Genomic DNA, 17,718 nt, shown 5'->3' on the forward strand with positions numbered 1-17,718 from the left:
CATGAATGCCGTAATGGATCGACAGATACGCGGTCAGAGCAGGTTGATGCCGAACCGTCGCATCGCGAGTGCGAAAAGAATGAAAACCAGCACGGTACCGACGCAGAACGCCAGCATCGCAATGGCAAAACCGAAGCGTTGCAGCAACCACGGAAAGCACAGGAACATCGGCAGCGTCGGCAGCACGTACCAGAACGTGTAGAACGCGTAGTTCCCGATCGTCTGCGTGGGCCGGTGTTCGAGGCGCATCCAGATCAGCGCCAGCAGGCTGACCAGCGGCAGCGCGCCGACCAGCGCGCCGATGCGCCCGCTGCGCCGTGCGATCTCGGAAACGGCCACGACCACCGCCGCAGTCACCAGGTATTTGACGAGCAGGTAGGGCATGTCAGCCGACCGCGCCTTCCAGCGAGACTTCCAGCAACTTCTTCGCTTCTACCGCGAATTCCATCGGCAGCTCGCGGAACACCTGCTTGCAGAAGCCGTCGACGATCATCGACACGGCGTCCTCCTCGCTGATGCCGCGCGAACGGCAGTAGAACAGCTGGTCGTCGGAAATCTTCGAGGTGGTGGCCTCGTGTTCGACGATCGCGCCGGGGTTCTTCACTTCCATGTACGGGAAGGTGTGCGCGCCGCACTTCTTGCCGATCAGCAGCGAGTCGCACTGGGTGTAGTTGCGTGCGCCGGCGGCGCCCTTCTCCACCTTAACCAGACCGCGGTAGCTGTTGTTGCTGCGCCCGGCGCTGATGCCCTTGGAGACGATCTTCGACTTGGTATCGCGGCCGATGTGGATCATCTTGGTGCCGGTGTCGGCCTGCTGCCGGTGGTGGGTCAGCGCTACCGAGTGGAACTCGCCCACCGAACGGTCGCCGCGCAGCACGCAGCTGGGGTACTTCCAGGTGATCGCCGAACCGGTTTCCACCTGGGTCCAGCTGATCTTGGAGTCGTCGCCGCGGCACTCGCCGCGCTTGGTCACGAAGTTGTAGATGCCGCCGACACCGTTCTCGTCGCCGGGATACCAGTTCTGCACCGTGGAATACTTGATCTGCGCACGCTCCAGCGCGACCAGCTCGACCACCGCGGCGTGCAGCTGGTTTTCGTCGCGGCGCGGTGCGGTGCAGCCCTCCAGATACGACACCTGGCTGCCTTCCTCGGCCACGATCAGGGTGCGTTCGAACTGACCGGTGTTCTGCGCGTTGATGCGGAAGTAGGTGGACAGTTCCATCGGGCAGCGCACGCCCTTGGGAATGAACACGAAGCTGCCGTCGGAGAACACCGCCGAATTCAGCGCGGCGAAGAAGTTGTCGCCGGTCGGCACCACGCTGCCCAAGTACGTCCGCACCAGCTCGGGATGCTCGCGGATCGCCTCGCTCATCGAGCAGAAGATCACGCCGGCCTCGGCCAGCTGCTTGCGGAAGGTGGTGCCGACCGAAACCGAGTCGAACACCGCGTCCACCGCCACGCCGGCCAGCGCCGCGCGCTCGTGCAACGGCACACCCAGTTTCTCGTAGGTTTCCAGCAGCGCCGGGTCGACCTCGTCCAGCGACTTCGGCGCCTGCTTCGGCGCGGAGTAGTAGCTGATCGCGCGGTAGTCGATCGGGTCGAGTTTCAGCTTCGCCCAGTCCGGCTGCGGCATGGTCAGCCAGTGGCGGTAGGCCTTCAGGCGCCACTCGGTCATCCATTCCGGCTCGCGCTTGATCGCGGACAGCTGGCGGATGGTCTCCTCGTCCAGGCCCGGCGGCAGTCCGGTGCTTTCGATCTCGGTGACGAAACCGGCGCTGTAGCTGCGCCCCAGCGCCTCGGCGACCTCGGCGTTGTCGCGCAGCACGGTAGCCCCGGTACGGCCGGACATGTTGTCGTCGCGTTCGCTGGTCATGCGGTGGTTCTGCCTTTGAGATTGCGGATGTCGACGGTCACTTCCGCGGGCGGGGCCGGATGCAGTACATCGGCCAGGCTCACCGCGCGCAGCGCGCCGTCCAGCAAATGGTTGATGCGCTGCCAGCTGCCGCGCACGCCGCAGCGTGCCTCGCGCTCGCACTGGCCTTCGGTGGTGCCGCACTCGGTCATGCCGATCGGGCCTTCCATCGCCTCGACGATCTCGGCCAGGGTGATCTCGCCTGCCGGGCGTGCCAGCCGGTAACCGCCGTTGACGCCGCGGAACGAATCGACCAGTCCGGCATGCCCCAGCGACTTCAGCAGCTTGCTCACGGTCGGCAGTTCTAGGTGCGCCTCGTCGGCGATCTGGGCGGTGCTCAGCACGTCGCCGGGGTGGCCGGCGATGCAGGTCATCACCACCGTGGCGTAATCCGTGAGTCGGCTGACACGAAGCATGCGATGCGGGTCCGGCACCTTAAATCAGACCAAAATGGTACTAATTTGGCTATGCACGGTCAAATGGCCGTCTTTGCTTCTTGCACTGTTTCAGGGCAACCGTTGCACCTGCATCGTCATTTGGAGCCGCCTCGATGCGCGCGGATTCCCCGTCACGCCTTGTCCTGCGCCGATCCAGCCCGATGGCACGCAACATGCTGTGCTGCAGCAAGACCAACAACAAGGGGTGGGACATGAAGTGGATCACCGCAGTGATCAAGCCATTCACGCTGGACGATGTGCGTGAGGCCCTGGCCGAGGTCGGCGTGCAGGGAATGACCGTCACCGAGGTCAAGGGGTTCGGCCGCCAGCACGGGCATACCGAGCTCTACCGCGGCGCGGAGTACGTGGTGGACTTCCTGCCCAAGCTGAAGATCGAGGTCGCCGTCGCCGACGAGCAGAGCGACCACGTCATCGAAGCGATCTGCACCGCGGCACGCACCGGCAAGGTGGGCGACGGCAAGATTTTCGTCAGCGACCTCGAACAGGTCATCCGCATCCGCACGCAGGAGGTCGATACCGATGCGCTCTGAGAAACCGGAACGGGTAGTGGGCATGCTGCGACGAACGGGGCGGTGGGTGCTGTTCTGCGGCCTGATGGGTCTGACCGTATCGGCGCAGGCACAGGGCACATCCGCCATCAACAGCGGCGATACGGCCTGGATGCTGGTCGCCAGCATGCTGGTGCTGATGATGACCATTCCCGGCGCCGCGCTGTTCTACGGCGGCATGGTACGGGCTAAGAACCTGCTGTCGGTGATGATGCAGTGCTTTGCCATCACCGCGTTGGTGACCGTGCTGTGGATGCTGTACGGCTACTCGATGGCCTTCAGCACCGAAGGCATGCACGCCGGCGTCACCAACCTGCACTCCTTCATTGGCGGCCTCAACCAGGCCATGCTGGCCGGCCTCACGCCTTCGTCGCACTACCAGACGGTGCCGGAAAGCGTGTTCGTGATGTTCCAGCTCACCTTCGCGATCATCACGCCGGTACTGATCATCGGCGCCTTCGCGGAACGCATGAAGTTCAGCGCCATGCTGTGGTTCAGCGGGCTGTGGCTCACCGTCGTCTACCTGCCGGTGGCGCACATGGTGTGGGGCGGCCCGGGCTCGTTCCTGGGCGACCTCGGCGTGCTCGACTTCGCCGGCGGCACGGTGGTGCACATCAATGCCGGTATCGCCGGCCTGATGGCCTGCATCGTGATCGGCAAGCGTCGCGGCTGGCCGCATACGCCGATGCCTCCGCACAACCTCGGCTACAGCGTGATCGGCGCCAGCCTGCTGTGGCTGGGCTGGTTCGGCTTCAACGCCGGCTCTGCCGTGGCCGCCAACGGCAGCGCGGGCATGGCCATGCTGGTGACCCAGATCGCCACCGCCGCCGCCGCGATCGGCTGGACCGCGGTGGAATGGATCTCGCACAAGCGGGCCAGCGTGCTGGGCATCGTCTCCGGCGCAGTCGCCGGCCTGGTGGCGGTAACGCCCGCTGCGGGCACCTGCGGCCCCGGTGGCGCGCTGGTGCTGGGCCTGATCGCCGGCATCGTGTGCTTCTTCACCGCCACCAAGCTGAAGTACCGGCTGGGCTACGACGACGCGCTCGACGTGTTCGGCGTGCATGCCATCGCCGGCATCGTCGGCGCCCTGCTCACCGGTCCGCTGGCCTCGCCGAAACTGGGTGGCTTCGGCACGGTCGAGTCGCTGGGCGGGCAGTTGTGGATCCAGGCCAAGGGCGTGGCCTTCACCATCGTGTGGAGTGCCGTGCTGAGCTGGGTGCTGCTCAAGCTGGTCGACCGCACCATCGGCCTGCGCGTGGATACCGAGCAGGAACAGATGGGGCTCGACCTGGCCGAGCACGAAGAGCGCGCCTACAACCTGTCGTAAGCACGATCGCTGTCCGGGGCGCAGCAGACGCCGCCCCCGGCACCTGCCGCATGGCACATGGATGCCCTTCATGTGCCATGCGCATGCCCCAGCCCACGCATGCGATGCCTTACCATGCGTCCGCATGAACGCCATCGACGAACGCGCCGCAGCGCGCCTGGCCTGGACCCGCTCCGTGCTGGGCGACGCCACGCTTGCCCTCGAACCCGCATCCTCCGATGCCAGCTTCCGCAGCTACTGGCGGACGCGGCACGACGGCAGCAGCTGGATCGTGATGGATTCGCCACCGCAGCGGGAGGACCCGCGCCCCTGGCTGGCGATCGGCACGCAACTGGCGGATGCCGGCCTGCACGTGCCCGCGGTACGCGCCAGCGACCTCGAACAGGGCTTCCTGCTGATCGAGGACCTCGGCAACCGGCTGTATCTGCCGGAGCTGACCCCGGACAATGCTGACGCACTGTACGCCGCGGCGATGGACGCGCTGCTGCGCATGCAGACCCGCGTCGATCCGGCCTGGCTGCCGCCGTTCGACCGCAACGTGCTGGTCAGCGGACTGCAGGTCATGCCCGAATGGTTCCTCCAACGCCACCTCGGCCACACGCCCGACGGCGATGAACGCCGCGTGCTGGACAGCGCCTTCGAGCTGATCATCCGCAACGCGCTCGAGCAGCCACGCTGCTTCGTGCATCGCGACTACCACAGCCGCAACCTGCTGATCGTCGACGACAACACGCCCGGCATCATCGACTTCCAGGGCGCCCTGCACGGCCCGGTCACCTACGACCTCGCCTCGCTGCTGCGCGACGCCTATGTCACCTGGCCGCGCGAGCGCGTCGAAGGCTGGGTCGAGTCCTACCGGCAACGCCTGCTCGACGCGGCGGTGATCGACGGCACGACCACCCGCGAACGCTTCCTGCGCTGGTTCGACCTGACCGGCATGCATCGCCACGTGCGTGTGCTGGGTCAGTTCTACCGGCTGTGGTACCGCGACGGCAAAGCCGGCTACCTCGCCGACGTACCGCGCGTGTACGACTACGTGGTCGCCGTCGCGCGACGCTACCCGGAACTGGCTGAGTTCGCCGCCCTGCTCGAACGGCACGCGGCCGGACGCGACCTGACCCGGGTGGCCGCATGAGGCACGCGCTGATCTTCGCCGCCGGCCTCGGCGAGCGCATGCGTCCGCTCACCGATCTCACACCGAAGCCGCTACTGCCGGTGGGCGGCAAGCCGCTGATCGTGTGGCACCTGGAAAAGCTGGCGGCGGCCGGGGTGAACTACGTGGTGATCAACACCTCGCACCTGGCCGGACAGTTTCCCGAAGTGCTCGGCGACGGTGCGCGCTGGGGGCTGCGCATCCGCTATGCCTACGAGGGACCCGTGCCGCTGGAGACTGGCGGCGGCATGCTCAACGCGCTTCCGCTGCTGGGCCCCGAGCCGTTCATCGCCATCAGCAGCGATGTCTGGACCGATGCCGACCTGCGCGACCTGCCCGTCGAACCTGCCGGACTGGCCCACCTGATGATGGTCGACAACCCGGCCCACCACCCTTCCGGCGACTTCGCCCTGGACGCAGACGGCCAGCTGCATGCGGAAGGCCCGAACCGACTGACCTACAGCGGCATCGGCGTCTTCCGTCGCGAATTCATGCACGGCTGGCGGCAACATGCAGGCGATGCGCCCCCCCCCTCGGCGGAGGCCGCGCCCCGCTTCAAGCTCAGGCCGCTGCTGGTCCGCGCGATGGCACAGCATGCGCTTGGCGGCAATCATTTCCGCGGGCGCTGGACCGACGTGGGCACACCCGAACGGCTGGCCGCACTGGACGCCGAACTGGTCGCATAGACCCGGGCTGGATCACAGCGGTGCTGCCGTGACGGTCACGGTCGGCACCCCCGAAGGTGGCTGTGCAGGCGATTGGGTGGGCGGCTGCGCGGCAGGTGCCGCCGGCGGTGGCACGGCAGGCTGGCTCGAAGCTGCCGGCTGTTGCGGTACCGCGGCGGTTCCGCCTTCCTGCGTGACTGCGGCGTCCTGCGCCTTGCGCGTCAACAGCACGATGCTGATGCGGCGGTTGGTCGGGCTGCCCGGATCGGCCTTGTCGAACGGAACCGAATCGGCCAGCCCGACCACGCTGGCCACCTTGTCCGGCTTCATGCCACCGGCCAGCAACGCACGCCTCGCGGCATTGGCGCGGTCGGCCGAAAGCTCCCAGTTGCTGTAACCACCCTGGCCGCTGTACGGCGCATCGTCGGTGTGTCCGGCGATGCTGATCTTGTTCGGTGCCTGGTTGATGAAACCGGCCAGCTCGTGAAGGATCGCCACCGTATACGGCTTGAGCGTGGCGCTGCCGGTATCGAACATGGGGCGGTTCTGCTTGTCCACGATCTGGATGCGCAGGCCCTGCGGGCTGATGTCGATGAGCAGTTGGTCCTTGAATGGCGCCAGCGCCTGACTGTTCAAGATGGCCGCATGCAGCTGCTGCATCAACTGCTCCAGCCGGGCCTTTTCCTGCTCGCGCGCCACCTGTTCGGCCTGTGCCTTGGAGATCTTCCGCGACGCATGCAGGTCCTTGCCCGGTCCATGCGGCAGATCCATCGCGCCACCCAGCTTGATCATGCTGTCGCTGGCGCCACCCGGGCCAAGCATGCCGGGTGGCGCCACGGTCGCCTGGCCCGGCGTCATGCTGGGATTCTTGAAGTATGCGGAAATCGCCGCGCGCTGCTGGCGCGAGCCAATGCCCAGCAGCCACATGACCAGGAAAAACGCCATCATCGCGGTGACGAAATCGGCGTACGCCACTTTCCAGGCGCCGCCATGATGATGATTCGCCTTGCGGCGTGCCCGCCGTATGACGACCTGGACCTGTTTGTCGTCCTCGATCACGCCGCGGCCCCGTTGCGCGCGCCGTTGAGGTGGTCCTCGAGATCCTGGAAACCCGGGCGGGTATGCGGCGACAAGGTCTTGCGTGCGAACTCCACCGACACCTTCGGGTTGTAGCCGCGCAGCGACGCGAGCAGGGCAACCTTGACGCACTCGAATGCGCGCCCGTCCTCGTGCACGCGGCTTTCCATCGCCGCACCCAGCGGACCGACGAAGCCGTAGCACAGCAGGATGCCCAGGAAGGTACCGACCAGCGCGCCGGCGATATGCTCGCCGATGGTCGAGGTGTTGCCGCTCAACTGCGACATGGTGGTGACGATGCCCAGCACCGCCGCCACGATGCCGAACCCGGGCAATGCATCGGCGGCCTTCATCACGGCCAGCGCGGGCGCCTCGGCCTCCTGCTGATGCGTTTCCAGCTCCAGTTCGAGCAGCTGTTCCAGCTCGATCGGATTCATGTTGCCGCCCACCATCAGGCGCAGGCAGTCGGTGATGAACTCGATCAGCTCATGTTCTTTCATCAACCGCGGATAGGCGGTGAACAGGGCACTCGATTGCGGGTCCTCGATATGCGACTCCAGCCCCAGCAGCCCCTGTTTGCGGATCACGCCGAAGATGTCGTAGAGCAGTTCGAGCAGGTCGACATAATCCTGCTTGCGGTACTTCGGACCTTTCAGCAGCGCCATTGCGTTGGACACCGCATGCTTGACGATCTTCGGCGGGTTGGCCGACAGGAACGCACCGAACGAACCGCCGGCGATGATCATCAGCTCATACGGCTGCCACAGTGCCAGGATATGGCCGTGCGACAGCACGAAACCGCCCAGCACACAGGAAACGACGACGAGGCAACCGACAAGGACAAGCATCTGGACTCCGCGCGGGACCCCATGTCCCCGCAAGCCTTATCGGCACCGCGGCAGTAAAGTTGAACGCGCGTTTAGGCGCTGCGCATGTCCGCAGTCTGGGCCGCTTCGCCACGCTCGAACTGGTGCAGGTCGATGTGATCGGTGGAGACCGGCACGTAGCCCTCGCCGAACGCCACGTCACCGGGACGCCAGCCCGCACGGCAGCGGAAGGCACCCCAGAACCGGCGCAATGCCTCGATCTGCTGGGCCACGATGCCCAGCTCGTTGTCGTGGTCGACCCGCGGATCGCCGACGCCGGTCGGCCGTGGCTCCTCGCCGTAGCGCGCGGTGCCGAACAGGATGTCCCACAGCGGGAATACCTGACCGAAATTGCAGTTGTGCAGGTTCGGCCGGTCCGGGTCCACCCGCATGTGATGCAGCCGGTGATAACGCGGATCGACCAGCAGCTTGTCCAGCACCGGCCCGAAGTTGATCCGCACATTGGCGTGCGAGAAGTTCTGCAGCAGGTTGCCGATCATCACCAGCAGCACGTAGTCGGCAGGCGACACGCCGATCAGGATGCCGACCAGGGCGAAGATCATCGCCTCGAGGAAATCGTCCAGGTAGTGGTCGCGGTCGTTCGACCAGCAATTGAGCTGGCGCTGGCTGTGATGCAGGCTGTGCAGCGCCCACCACCACGGAATCGCATGCTGCATGCGGTGGATCAGGTAATAGACGAAGTCGTAGATGGCGTAATACGCCAGGAACAGGACCAGCGGATGGGAACTGAACCACGGAAACAGTCCCTGCAGGCTGATCAGTCCACCCGGATCGTTGTCGCCGCCGCCGAACAGCATGCCCAGCGGCGACAGCACCAGATAGGTGAACAGCGGCAGCACACCGAGCAGTTTCAGCAGCGTGTAGGCACGGTCGATGCGGGTCAGACTGCGCTCCGGCCAGTGCTCCTGCGGCCACAGACTCTCCATCGGCCGGAACAGCAAGGCGATCACCAGCACCTGGATCACCGCCAGCAGGATGAATGCGGAGATGTCGCGCGGATCGTCCGTCCACGCCGTCATGTGGATGAAAGCCAGTGCAGGCGCGATCGCGTGGACGGCCAGCCATGTCACCAGTTTCGACCAGATTGCCGCCAGTTCGCCCATTGCCGCTACACCCGATGCCGCTTCGGCCTACTCATCAGGACCGGAATTATCGCACCGGCACCATTCATCAGGCTTTCGCATGACGGAAACGACGACGGCCCGGAAGGCATCCGGGCCGTCGCAGGTCGAGCAGGAACCGACGCGCTCAGGGGCGCCGTGCCAGCTCTGGGTTTTCCTTGGTGACCGGCATCAGGTCCTTCTTCGACACGCCCAGCCACAGCAGGATCGGGCTGGCCACGAAGATGGACGACAGCGTACCGACCACGATACCGATCAGCATGGTCACGGCAAAGCCGTGCACGCTGGGGCCGCCGAAGAAGAACAGTGCCGCCATCGCGATGCCGGTGAACAGCGAAGTGATGATGGTTCGCGACAGCGTGCTGTTGATCGAACGGTTGAGGACTTCCTCCGGCTCGGCCTTGCGGGCCAGGCGGAACAGCTCGCGGATACGGTCGAACACCACCACCTTGTCGTTGATCGAGTAACCGATCACCGCCAGCACCGAAGCCAGCACGGTCAGGTCGAACTGGCGCTGCACCAGCGCGATCACGCCCAGCGTCACCAGCACGTCGTGCACCTCGGTGACCAGCGCCGCGATCGCGAAGCGGCGCTCGAAGCGGATCCACAGATACAGTCCGATACCGATGATCACGAACACCGCCGCGTAGACGCCGCTGCTGCGCAGCTCGGCACCGACCTGCGGGCTCTGGTAGCTGGGGCTGACCACCTTGGCGTCCGGCCGCACGGCCTGCAGCGCCTTGGCCACGTCCGCCGCGACCAGGTCGAGATTGACCTTGCCGTCCTTCGGCACGTTGTGGGTGTCGTCCTTCGGCTGGAAGCGGATCAGCACCTGGCGCGTACCGCCCAGGCTCTGCACCACCGGATCCTCGATGCCACCCTTGACCAGCGCATCGCGCACCTTGCCGGTCTGCACCGGCTGGCTGTACTGCGCCTGCACCGAAATGCCGCCGGTGAAGTCCAGGCCATAGTTCAGGCCGCGCACCGAGATCAGAACGATCGAGGCGATCACCAGGATGATCGCCAGGCCGATGGTGTAGCGGCGCAGGCCGAGGAAGTGGATGTTGCTGTTGTGGTTGAAAATTTCCATAGCGTCCGCTTCCCCTTACACCGACAGCGTCTTGAGCTTCTTGCGGCCGCCATGCAGCAGCGCGGTGATCGCGTGCGTCATCGTCACCGAGGTGAACAGCGAGGTGCTGATACCGATGAACAGCGTCACGCCGAAGCCGCGGATCGCACCCGAACCGATCGTCATCAGCGCCAGCGCCGCGATCAGGTGGGTGACGTTGGCGTCCAGAATGGTCGACCAGGCCTTCTCGTAACCCGCGCGGATCGAAGCCAGCGGCGTGGAGCCGTTGCGCAGTTCCTCGCGCACGCGCTCGCAGATCAGCACGTTGGCGTCGATCGCCATGCCCAGCGTCAGCACGATACCGGCGATGCCCGGCATGGTCAGGGTCACGCCGATCATCGACATCACCGCCACCAGGATCACCAGGTTGAAGAACAGCGCGATATCCGCCACCAGGCCGAACAGCTTGTAGTAGATCGCCGCCGCCACCAGCACCAGGCCCAGGCCCAGCAGCACCGCGTCGAGACCCTTGCTGATGTTCTGCTTGCCCATGCTGGGCCCGATCACGCTCTGCGCCACGATGTCCATCGGCGCCGCCAGCGAGCCGCCCTTCAGCAGCAGCGCCAGCTCGGAGGCTTCCTTCGGGCTGCCCAGGCCGTTGGTCTGGAACTTGTTGCTGAAGACGCCCTGGATGGTGGCGTAGTTGATCACCTTGTATTTGACCTTCGGCGTGCGCACTTCCTTGCCGTCCACCACCTTGTTGTCGTAGACGGTTTCGACGTAGACCACCGCCATCGGCTTGCCCACGTTGTCGCGGGTGAAGTCGAGCATCTTCTTGGCGCCGACCGAGTTCAGCGTCACGTTCACGCTGGGCGACCCGTTGTCCGGATCGGTGCCCGACGACGCGTCCACCAGCTCTTCGCCGCTGACGATCACGCGCTTGCTGACCAGGTACGGTTCGCCATGCGTGCCGTAGTAAAGGTGAGCGTTGGGCGGCACGATGCCGGTACGCACCGCATCCTGCACGGCCGGGTCGCTCGGACCGCCCAGGCCTGCCACGTACTGCAGCGTGGCGATGGCGCCGATCACCCGCTTCGCCTCGGCCGGGTCCTGCACGCCAGCCAGGTCGACCACGATCTGGTCGTTGCCCTGGGCCTGGATCACCGGCTCGGACACGCCCAGCGCGTTGATGCGGTTGCGCAGCGTGGCCAGGTTCTGGGTGATGGTGGCCTGTGCCAGCTTGCGCAGCGCCTCCGGCTTCACCACCGCGTCCAGCACGAAGCGGTCGCCGGTGCTGGGACCGTCGCTGACGTCGAGGTCGGTGAAGGCCGTGGCAATGGCATCGGACGCAGCGGTGCGATCGGCCGCCGTCGGCAACACCACCACCACGCCCTTGCCGTGGATGCTGTTGCGGGTCACCGAGGTGTAATGGATCTTCTTGTCGCGCAGCAGCGAGGTGATGTCCTCGGTGTAGCGGATCTCCTGCTTGTTGACCACGTCACGCTGGTCGACCTTCATCAGGAAGTGCACGCCACCCTGCAGGTCCAGGCCCAGCGGCATCGAGCGCGCGCCGATCGCCTGCAGCCAGCCCGGCACGGTCGACTCGAGGTTGAACACCACGGTGTAGTCTTCGCCGAGCGCCGTCTTGAGCGAATCGGCGGCGCTGTTCTGCAGGTCGCCGTTGGCGAAACCGATCAGGATGTAGTCGCCCTTGGCCTTGTTGTGCTTGAGGCTGATGTTCTTGTAGGCGATCTTGTCCTTCTGCAGCGTGGCGACGACCTTCTGCTCCAGTGCCGCATCCACCGGCGCATTGTGCACCGCGGACACCTGCACCGCCGACAGCGGCACGAACGCATTGGGCAACGCATACAGAATGCCGAGCACCATCACGATGGCGACCAGCGCGTATTTCCAGCGTGGAAAATCACTCATGGTTGGGTAATCCCGCAGCGACCGTCCGTGATCGCGAAAATCAGCAGCAGCCGTCCTGGCCGCACCTCTCGACGAATGCCCAGTGACGGGCTCCCCTGGCTCAGGCCGACTTCAGCGTGCCCTTGGGAAGCACCTGCGACACCGCCCCTTTCTGCAGCTTCACCTTGACGTTGGGCGCGATCTCGATGGTGAGGAAGGACTCGCCCACCTCGTCGACGCGACCGGCCAATCCGCCGTTGGTCACCACCTCGTCGCCCTTGGCCAGCGCGGCGACCATGGCGCGATGTTCCTTCTGCCGCTTGGTCTGCGGGCGGATCATCATGAAATACATGGCGCCGAAGATCACCACCATGAAGATGATCATCGACAGTCCACCACCGGCGGCACCGGCGGGTGCGGCCTGGGCGATCACGAAGGGCAACGGAAGACTCATCAGCTTGTCTCGCAAGTTATGGTGCCAGCTGGATTTTCCGGCAGGCAACCGGTAAAAGACCGTGGATTATGCCACGCCCCCCAAGGCCATGCACTGCGCCCATCGGCACGGGTGCGGCCACGTTTGACTCGGTATCGGGGCAGTGGACGCCCCATACAAGCCCCCACAGATTAGGAACGCCGGAGCCCCGCGCCGGTTCCCCGGCACGCCCCTAGCCGACGGCAGCCCCTGCCCGCCGCGCATAGAACGCCGCAACGAAGTCGTCCAGCTTGCCCGCCGCTATCGCCTCGCGCAAGCCGGCCATCAGCCGCTGGTAGTGCCGCAGGTTGTGCATGGTGGCCAGCTGGCTGGCCAGGATCTCGTTGCAGCGGTCCAGGTGGCGCAGATAGGCCCGGCTGAAGCCATTGGCACAGGCATGGCAGTCGCAACCCTCCTCGATCACCCGCGTATCGTCGGCGAATTTCGCATTGCGAATGCGCAGGGTGCCCTCGGGCACGAACAGGAATCCGTTGCGGGCGTTGCGGGTGGGCATCACACAGTCGAACATGTCGATGCCGCGGCGTACCGCCTCGACGATGTCTTCCGGCCGACCCACCCCCATCAGGTAGCGTGGACGGTCGCCGGGCAGCATCGGCACGGTGAAGTCCAGCGTGCGGTTGCGCTCCTCCTCCGGCTCGCCCACCGCCAGACCGCCCACCGCGTAGCCGTCGAAACCGATCCCGACCAGCCCCTCGGCCGAGCGCCGGCGCAGCGTCTCGTACACGCCGCCCTGCACGATGCCGAACAGGCTATTGGGGTTGCCCAGCTCGTCGAAGGCTTGGCGCGAACGCGCAGCCCAGCGCAGGCTCAGCTCCATCGAATCCGAAGCCAGCTTCTGCGTGGCGGGCGCGCCGTCGACCAGGTAGGGCGTGCATTCGTCGAAGATCATCGCGATGTCCGAATCCAGCACGGTCTGGATCTTCATCGACACTTCGGGCGACAGGAACACTTTGGAGCCGTCCACCGGCGAGGCGAAGGTCACGCCTTCCTCGGTGAGCTTGCGCTTGTGCGCCAGCGAGAACACCTGGAAACCGCCCGAATCGGTGAGGATCGGCCGCTTCCAGCCGATGAAACGGTGCAGCCCCTCGAAGGCGCCGACGATATCCAGCCCCGGCCGCAGGAACAGGTGGAAGGTATTGCCGAGGATAATCTCGGCGCCGGTCTCGACGATGTCGCGCGGGGTCATCGCCTTCACCGAGCCATAGGTACCGACCGGCATGAACGCCGGCGTCTCCACCGTGCCGCGGGCGAAGTTGAGGCGGCCGCGCCGGGCCGCGCCGTCGGTGGCCAGAAGATCGAAATTCAGGGAGCTCATCGGCCTATTATCGCCGGCCCGGACGCTCCGTGTCGCGCCGCTACGCCGGCCGCACCATCGAGAAGCGGTCACGGGTGGTGGTGTAGTGGCTGCCGCCCAGGCGACCGACCAGGTCGAGCCGGGCCGTGTCCACATGGCGACCGTCCGCCAGTACCGCGTCGTCGATGTGCGCCAGCAGCACCCGCGCGAACAGCAGGAACTGGCGCGGCTGTTCGGCCGGATACGGCAGCACGTCGGCCAGCGTGCACTCGAAGGCCACCGCCGCGTCGCGCACCCGTAGCGGCGCCACCCGCACGGCCGGCAGCGTGGCGATGCCGCAGCGTTCGAACTCGCTCACGTCGTTCGGCAGGCTGGCGGCGGTGGCGTTCATCGCCTCGGCATGCGCGCGATCGACCAGATGGATCACCAGTTCGCCGGTAGCCCGCGCATTGCGCAGCGTGTCCTTCAGGCTGCCATCGGGACGCAGGCCCACGTTAACCATCAAGGTGGGCGGCTCGTCGCAGATCACCTGGAAAAAGCTGAACGGCGCCAGATTGCTGGTGCCATTCGCGGACAGGGTGGACACCCAGGCGACCGGCCGTGGCGTCACGGTGGCGGCCAGCCAGCGATAGGCGTCGGCAGCGCCGAGCGTGGCGAAATCCAGTTCCATCGACGCGCCTCCGGTCAGACGCCTTGCGGCAGGATCAGCATGGCATCGCCATAGGAAAAGAACCGGTAGCGCTGCTCGACCGCATGACGATAGGCGTCGAGCATGAACTCGCGTCCGGCCAGCGCCGAAACCAGCATCAGCAGGGTCGACTGCGGCAGGTGGAAGTTGGTAATCAGGCCGTCGATGCTGGTGATGCGGTAGCCGGGGAAGATGAAGATCTGCGTTTCGCCCGCGAACGGATGCAACTGGCCATCGACGGTCGCGCTCTCCAGCGCGCGCACTACAGTGGTGCCGACCGCAATGACCCTGCCGCCGGCCGCACGGGTACGGTGGATCTTCTCGATCAGCCCCGCCCCCACGTTGAGCCACTCGCTGTGCATGTGGTGCTGGCTGATGTCGTCCGCCCGCACCGGCTGGAACGTGCCGGCGCCCACGTGCAGGGTCACGTAACCGAAATCCACCCCGCGCTCGCGCAGCGCGGCCAGCAGCGGCTCATCGAAATGCAGGCCGGCGGTCGGCGCGGCCACCGCGCCGGGCTCGCGTGCGTAGACGGTCTGGTAGCGCTCCATGTCGGCCGCGTCGGCGTGCCGCTCGATATACGGCGGCAGCGGCATCTCACCCAGCTTCAGCAGCAGCTTCTCGAGCGGCTCGGGCGCTTCGAAACGCAGCCGGAAAAAGCCTTCGTCACGCCCCAGCACGGTGGCGTGGCTACCATCGGCCAGCTCGATGCGACCGCCTTCCCTGGGCTTCTTGCTGACCCCCAGCTGCACTACCGCCTCGTGCGCACCGGTCACACGCTCGATCAGGATCTCGACCGCGCCGCCAGTGTCCTTGCGCCCGTACAGCCGGGCCGGCAGGACGCGGGTGTCGTTGAACACCAGCAGATCGCCAGGCCGCAGGAACCCCGGCAAATCGCGGAAAAGCCGGTCCTGCCGCGACTGCGCCGGCACGTCGAGCAGCAGCAGGCGACTGGCGGACCGCTCCGGCAACGGCGCCTGGGCAATCAGCTCGGGAGGCAGGTCGAAATCGAAATCGGACTTCTTCAATGGAACAGCTTCCGGCACGGTGAAAGGGTAATTATCCCTCCGATTCGCCGCCGCGTGCTGGAGGCACCTACAGCCAGCCTTTCTGTCGTGCCAGACGGTAGGCCTCAATGCGATTGGCCGCGCCCAGTTTGCCGATCGCTTCGGAAAGATAATTGCGCACCGTGCCGTGCGAGAGGCTGAGTTGCGTGGCGATGTCGTTGGCGGACTGTCCCTCGCCGGCCATGCGCAGCACCTGGCGTTCGCGGTCGTTCAGCGGATCGGCCTCGGACCAGGCTTCGACCGCCAGTTGCGGATCGATTGCACGACCGCCGCGATGTACGGTGCGCAGGGCTTCCGCCAGGTTCTCTGCCGGTGCGTCCTTGAGCAGATACCCGGACACGCCCGCATCCAGTGCACGGCGCAGGAAGCCGGGCCGGGCAAAGGTGGTGACGATGATCACCTTGATGCCCAGCTCGTCATGGCGCTGCAGACGCTGGGCCAGCTCAAGCCCGGTCAGTCCCGGCATTTCGATGTCGGTGACCAGCACGTCCGGCTTCAACCGCTGGATCTCGCGCCAGGCCGCCTCGCCGTCGGACGCCGAACCGAGCACCTCGATATCGGATTCCAGGTTCAGCAGTGCCGACAGTGCGCCGCGCACCATGGCCTGGTCCTCCGCCAGCAGTACCCGGATCACGCGGCACCTCCATGACGCGCCCGCGTCACCCCGGGGCACGGCGCACTCACTCGCACGCGCGCGCCTTTGACACAGCAGTCATGGGTGGCCATGCCACCCCGTCCATCGTCATCGATCCACATGCTGAAGGTTTCCATGTCTTCGCAAGGCGGCGTGCTCAAGCCCGCGTATGCCGGCGCATGCCCCGCCTCATGCGGCATGCCCCGGCGCCAATGTGCCCACGTCGGCGGGCGGCGATGCCTCCACTGCGTCCGCACGCGCCACCGGGCAGGGCACGCGAATCAGCAGGCGGGTTCCGCGGCCGCGGGACGAGTCGATCTGCAGCCGGCCGCCCAGTGCACGCACGCGTTCGCGCATGCCGGACAGTCCGTTGCCCTCGGCGGCCACGCCACCGCGCCCGTCGTCACTCACGCACAGCAACAGTTCGCTGTCCTGATGCGTCCATTCGATCTGTGCGCGACCGGCCTGTGCGTGACGCGCGATGTTGGTCGCCGCCTCGCGCAGCACCAGGGCAAGGCTCCGCTCCACCTCGGCCGGCAGACCGGGTGGCGGCGACCCGTAATCCAGATGCACCTGCGACGACCCGAGCAGCAGTCGCGCCGAGGCCAGCTCGGCGACCAGATCGGTGGCGCGGATGCCGGTGACGGCCGAGCGCACCTCGGCCAGTGCGTGGCGTGCCACCTGTTCGGCCTCCTCCGCCTCGCGCCGGGCCGCGGCCGGGTCGCGATCGAACAGCTTGCGCGACAGTTCCAGCTTCAGGGTGATCAGCGACAGCGTGTGGCCGAGCAGGTCGTGCAGGTCGCGGCCGATACGCTCGCGCTCGGCGGTGGCCGCCAGCCGACGCACCTCTTCGTGCGAAAGCCGCAGCTCGGCGTCCTTCTCATCGCTCATGCGTTCGGCATTGACGATCGCACCGATGATCAGGGTCATGCTGGCGATCATGATCGTGGCCTGCCACGGGTAATGCAGCAGCCAGCCCTCGAGCAGCAGCAGCATGTCGGCAAGCAGCAGCGAGGCCAGGTAGCGCCGGAACGACATGCCGCAGACACGCAGCATCACGCAACCGAACACGAAGTAGGTCAGGCCGCTGGGATACCACGGCATCAGCATCTGGCACAGCAGGATCATGCCGATTGCGTAGACCCGCGACACCCGTCGCCGCGCCACGATATTCCCAGCATAAAGGCACAGGAACACCGGATAGGAAAATGCCGTGAGCAGGCACCAGCGCAGGTTCCAGGCTGAGGGATCGAACGCTGGCGTGATGAAGATCCACACCGTCCACAGCAGATGCACGGCATCGATCCACGGCGACTTGCCCCGACGGATGCTCTGCGCCGCCAGCGAGTCCGGCGCCGGCGACAACCAGCGGGCCAACAGGCGGCACAGCGCGGACGGGACAGCAGGCATACCC

Annotated in this window: 18 protein-coding genes; 4 read left to right on the top strand and 14 right to left on the bottom strand. The window is 66.1% G+C overall.

The genetic code is table 11. The annotated features are described in order from the left end of the window. Positions 1-33: 33 nt before the first annotated feature. Genes RA164_RS11805 through RA164_RS11815 form a run of 3 tightly spaced genes read right to left on the bottom strand, consistent with a single transcriptional unit; the run spans position 34 to position 2,328 of the window. On the bottom strand, positions 34-384 hold the full coding sequence (locus tag RA164_RS11805) for a DUF3147 family protein (RefSeq protein ID WP_329741048.1): 351 nt from the start codon (positions 382-384) through the stop codon (positions 34-36). Between the two features lies 1 nt (position 385). Next, on the bottom strand, positions 386-1,849 hold the full coding sequence (sufB, locus tag RA164_RS11810; RefSeq protein ID WP_329743538.1) for a Fe-S cluster assembly protein SufB: 1,464 nt from the start codon (positions 1,847-1,849) through the stop codon (positions 386-388). 20 nt (positions 1,850-1,869) lie between these two features. Then, positions 1,870-2,328 (bottom strand): SUF system Fe-S cluster assembly regulator, encoded by a 459-nt coding sequence (locus tag RA164_RS11815; protein ID WP_329741049.1) that lies wholly within the window; start codon positions 2,326-2,328, stop codon positions 1,870-1,872. A 233-nt stretch (positions 2,329-2,561) separates the two neighbouring features. Between RA164_RS11815 and RA164_RS11820 the strand changes: the two genes are divergently transcribed. The 4 genes from RA164_RS11820 (at position 2,562) to murU (ending at position 6,084) form a co-directional block, all read left to right on the top strand. After that, positions 2,562-2,900, top strand: a complete 339-nt coding sequence (locus tag RA164_RS11820; RefSeq protein ID WP_329743539.1) for a P-II family nitrogen regulator — start codon at positions 2,562-2,564, stop codon at positions 2,898-2,900. Next, positions 2,890-4,245 carry an ammonium transporter gene (locus RA164_RS11825; protein WP_329741050.1) on the top strand — a complete coding sequence of 452 codons (1,356 nt, stop codon included), beginning with the start codon at positions 2,890-2,892 and terminating at the stop codon, positions 4,243-4,245. The genes RA164_RS11820 and RA164_RS11825 overlap by 11 nt, the downstream gene beginning before the upstream one ends. A gap of 124 nt (positions 4,246-4,369) precedes the next feature. Continuing rightward, complete coding sequence (locus RA164_RS11830) at positions 4,370-5,380, top strand: aminoglycoside phosphotransferase family protein (protein WP_329741051.1); 1,011 nt, start codon at positions 4,370-4,372, stop codon at positions 5,378-5,380. Beyond that, on the top strand, positions 5,377-6,084 hold the full coding sequence (gene murU, locus RA164_RS11835; protein ID WP_329741052.1) for an N-acetylmuramate alpha-1-phosphate uridylyltransferase MurU: 708 nt from the start codon (positions 5,377-5,379) through the stop codon (positions 6,082-6,084). The genes RA164_RS11830 and murU overlap by 4 nt, the downstream gene beginning before the upstream one ends. A gap of 12 nt (positions 6,085-6,096) precedes the next feature. On the opposite strand, the gene motB is transcribed toward murU, so the two are convergent. From motB to RA164_RS11890, 11 genes are all read right to left on the bottom strand, one after another. Beyond that, complete coding sequence (motB, locus tag RA164_RS11840; protein ID WP_329743540.1) at positions 6,097-7,119, bottom strand: flagellar motor protein MotB; 1,023 nt, start codon at positions 7,117-7,119, stop codon at positions 6,097-6,099. Next, positions 7,119-7,988: a flagellar motor stator protein MotA gene (gene motA / locus RA164_RS11845; protein ID WP_329741053.1), complete on the bottom strand. Its 870-nt coding sequence runs from the start codon at positions 7,986-7,988 to the stop codon at positions 7,119-7,121. Before motA ends, motB begins: the two co-directional genes overlap by 1 nt. A gap of 71 nt (positions 7,989-8,059) precedes the next feature. Further along, entirely contained in the window at positions 8,060-9,130 is a 1,071-nt protein-coding gene (locus tag RA164_RS11850; protein WP_329741054.1) for a sterol desaturase family protein, read from the bottom strand. Between the two features lie 145 nt (positions 9,131-9,275). Further along, positions 9,276-10,238 (bottom strand): protein translocase subunit SecF, encoded by a 963-nt coding sequence (gene secF, locus RA164_RS11855; protein ID WP_329741055.1) that lies wholly within the window; start codon positions 10,236-10,238, stop codon positions 9,276-9,278. A 15-nt stretch (positions 10,239-10,253) separates the two neighbouring features. Continuing rightward, a complete protein-coding gene (gene secD, locus RA164_RS11860) occupies positions 10,254-12,149 on the bottom strand; it encodes a protein translocase subunit SecD (RefSeq protein WP_329741056.1) in 1,896 nt (631 codons plus the stop codon). Between the two features lie 100 nt (positions 12,150-12,249). Continuing rightward, complete coding sequence (gene yajC / locus RA164_RS11865) at positions 12,250-12,582, bottom strand: preprotein translocase subunit YajC (RefSeq protein ID WP_329741057.1); 333 nt, start codon at positions 12,580-12,582, stop codon at positions 12,250-12,252. Between the two features lie 211 nt (positions 12,583-12,793). Continuing rightward, positions 12,794-13,936 (bottom strand): tRNA guanosine(34) transglycosylase Tgt, encoded by a 1,143-nt coding sequence (tgt, locus tag RA164_RS11870; RefSeq protein ID WP_329741058.1) that lies wholly within the window; start codon positions 13,934-13,936, stop codon positions 12,794-12,796. A gap of 40 nt (positions 13,937-13,976) precedes the next feature. After that, entirely contained in the window at positions 13,977-14,585 is a 609-nt protein-coding gene (locus RA164_RS11875; RefSeq protein ID WP_329741059.1) for a flavin reductase family protein, read from the bottom strand. 14 nt (positions 14,586-14,599) lie between these two features. Further along, positions 14,600-15,631, bottom strand: a complete 1,032-nt coding sequence (queA, locus tag RA164_RS11880) for a tRNA preQ1(34) S-adenosylmethionine ribosyltransferase-isomerase QueA (RefSeq protein ID WP_329741060.1) — start codon at positions 15,629-15,631, stop codon at positions 14,600-14,602. 67 nt (positions 15,632-15,698) lie between these two features. Continuing rightward, a complete protein-coding gene (locus tag RA164_RS11885) occupies positions 15,699-16,304 on the bottom strand; it encodes a response regulator transcription factor (RefSeq protein WP_329741061.1) in 606 nt (201 codons plus the stop codon). A gap of 189 nt (positions 16,305-16,493) precedes the next feature. Next, positions 16,494-17,714 carry a sensor histidine kinase gene (locus tag RA164_RS11890; RefSeq protein ID WP_329741062.1) on the bottom strand — a complete coding sequence of 407 codons (1,221 nt, stop codon included), beginning with the start codon at positions 17,712-17,714 and terminating at the stop codon, positions 16,494-16,496. Positions 17,715-17,718: the final 4 nt, after the last annotated feature.

This window comes from Dyella sp. A6 (assembly GCF_036320485.1).
Lineage (GTDB): Bacteria > Pseudomonadota > Gammaproteobacteria > Xanthomonadales > Rhodanobacteraceae > Rhodanobacter_A > Rhodanobacter_A aluminiiresistens.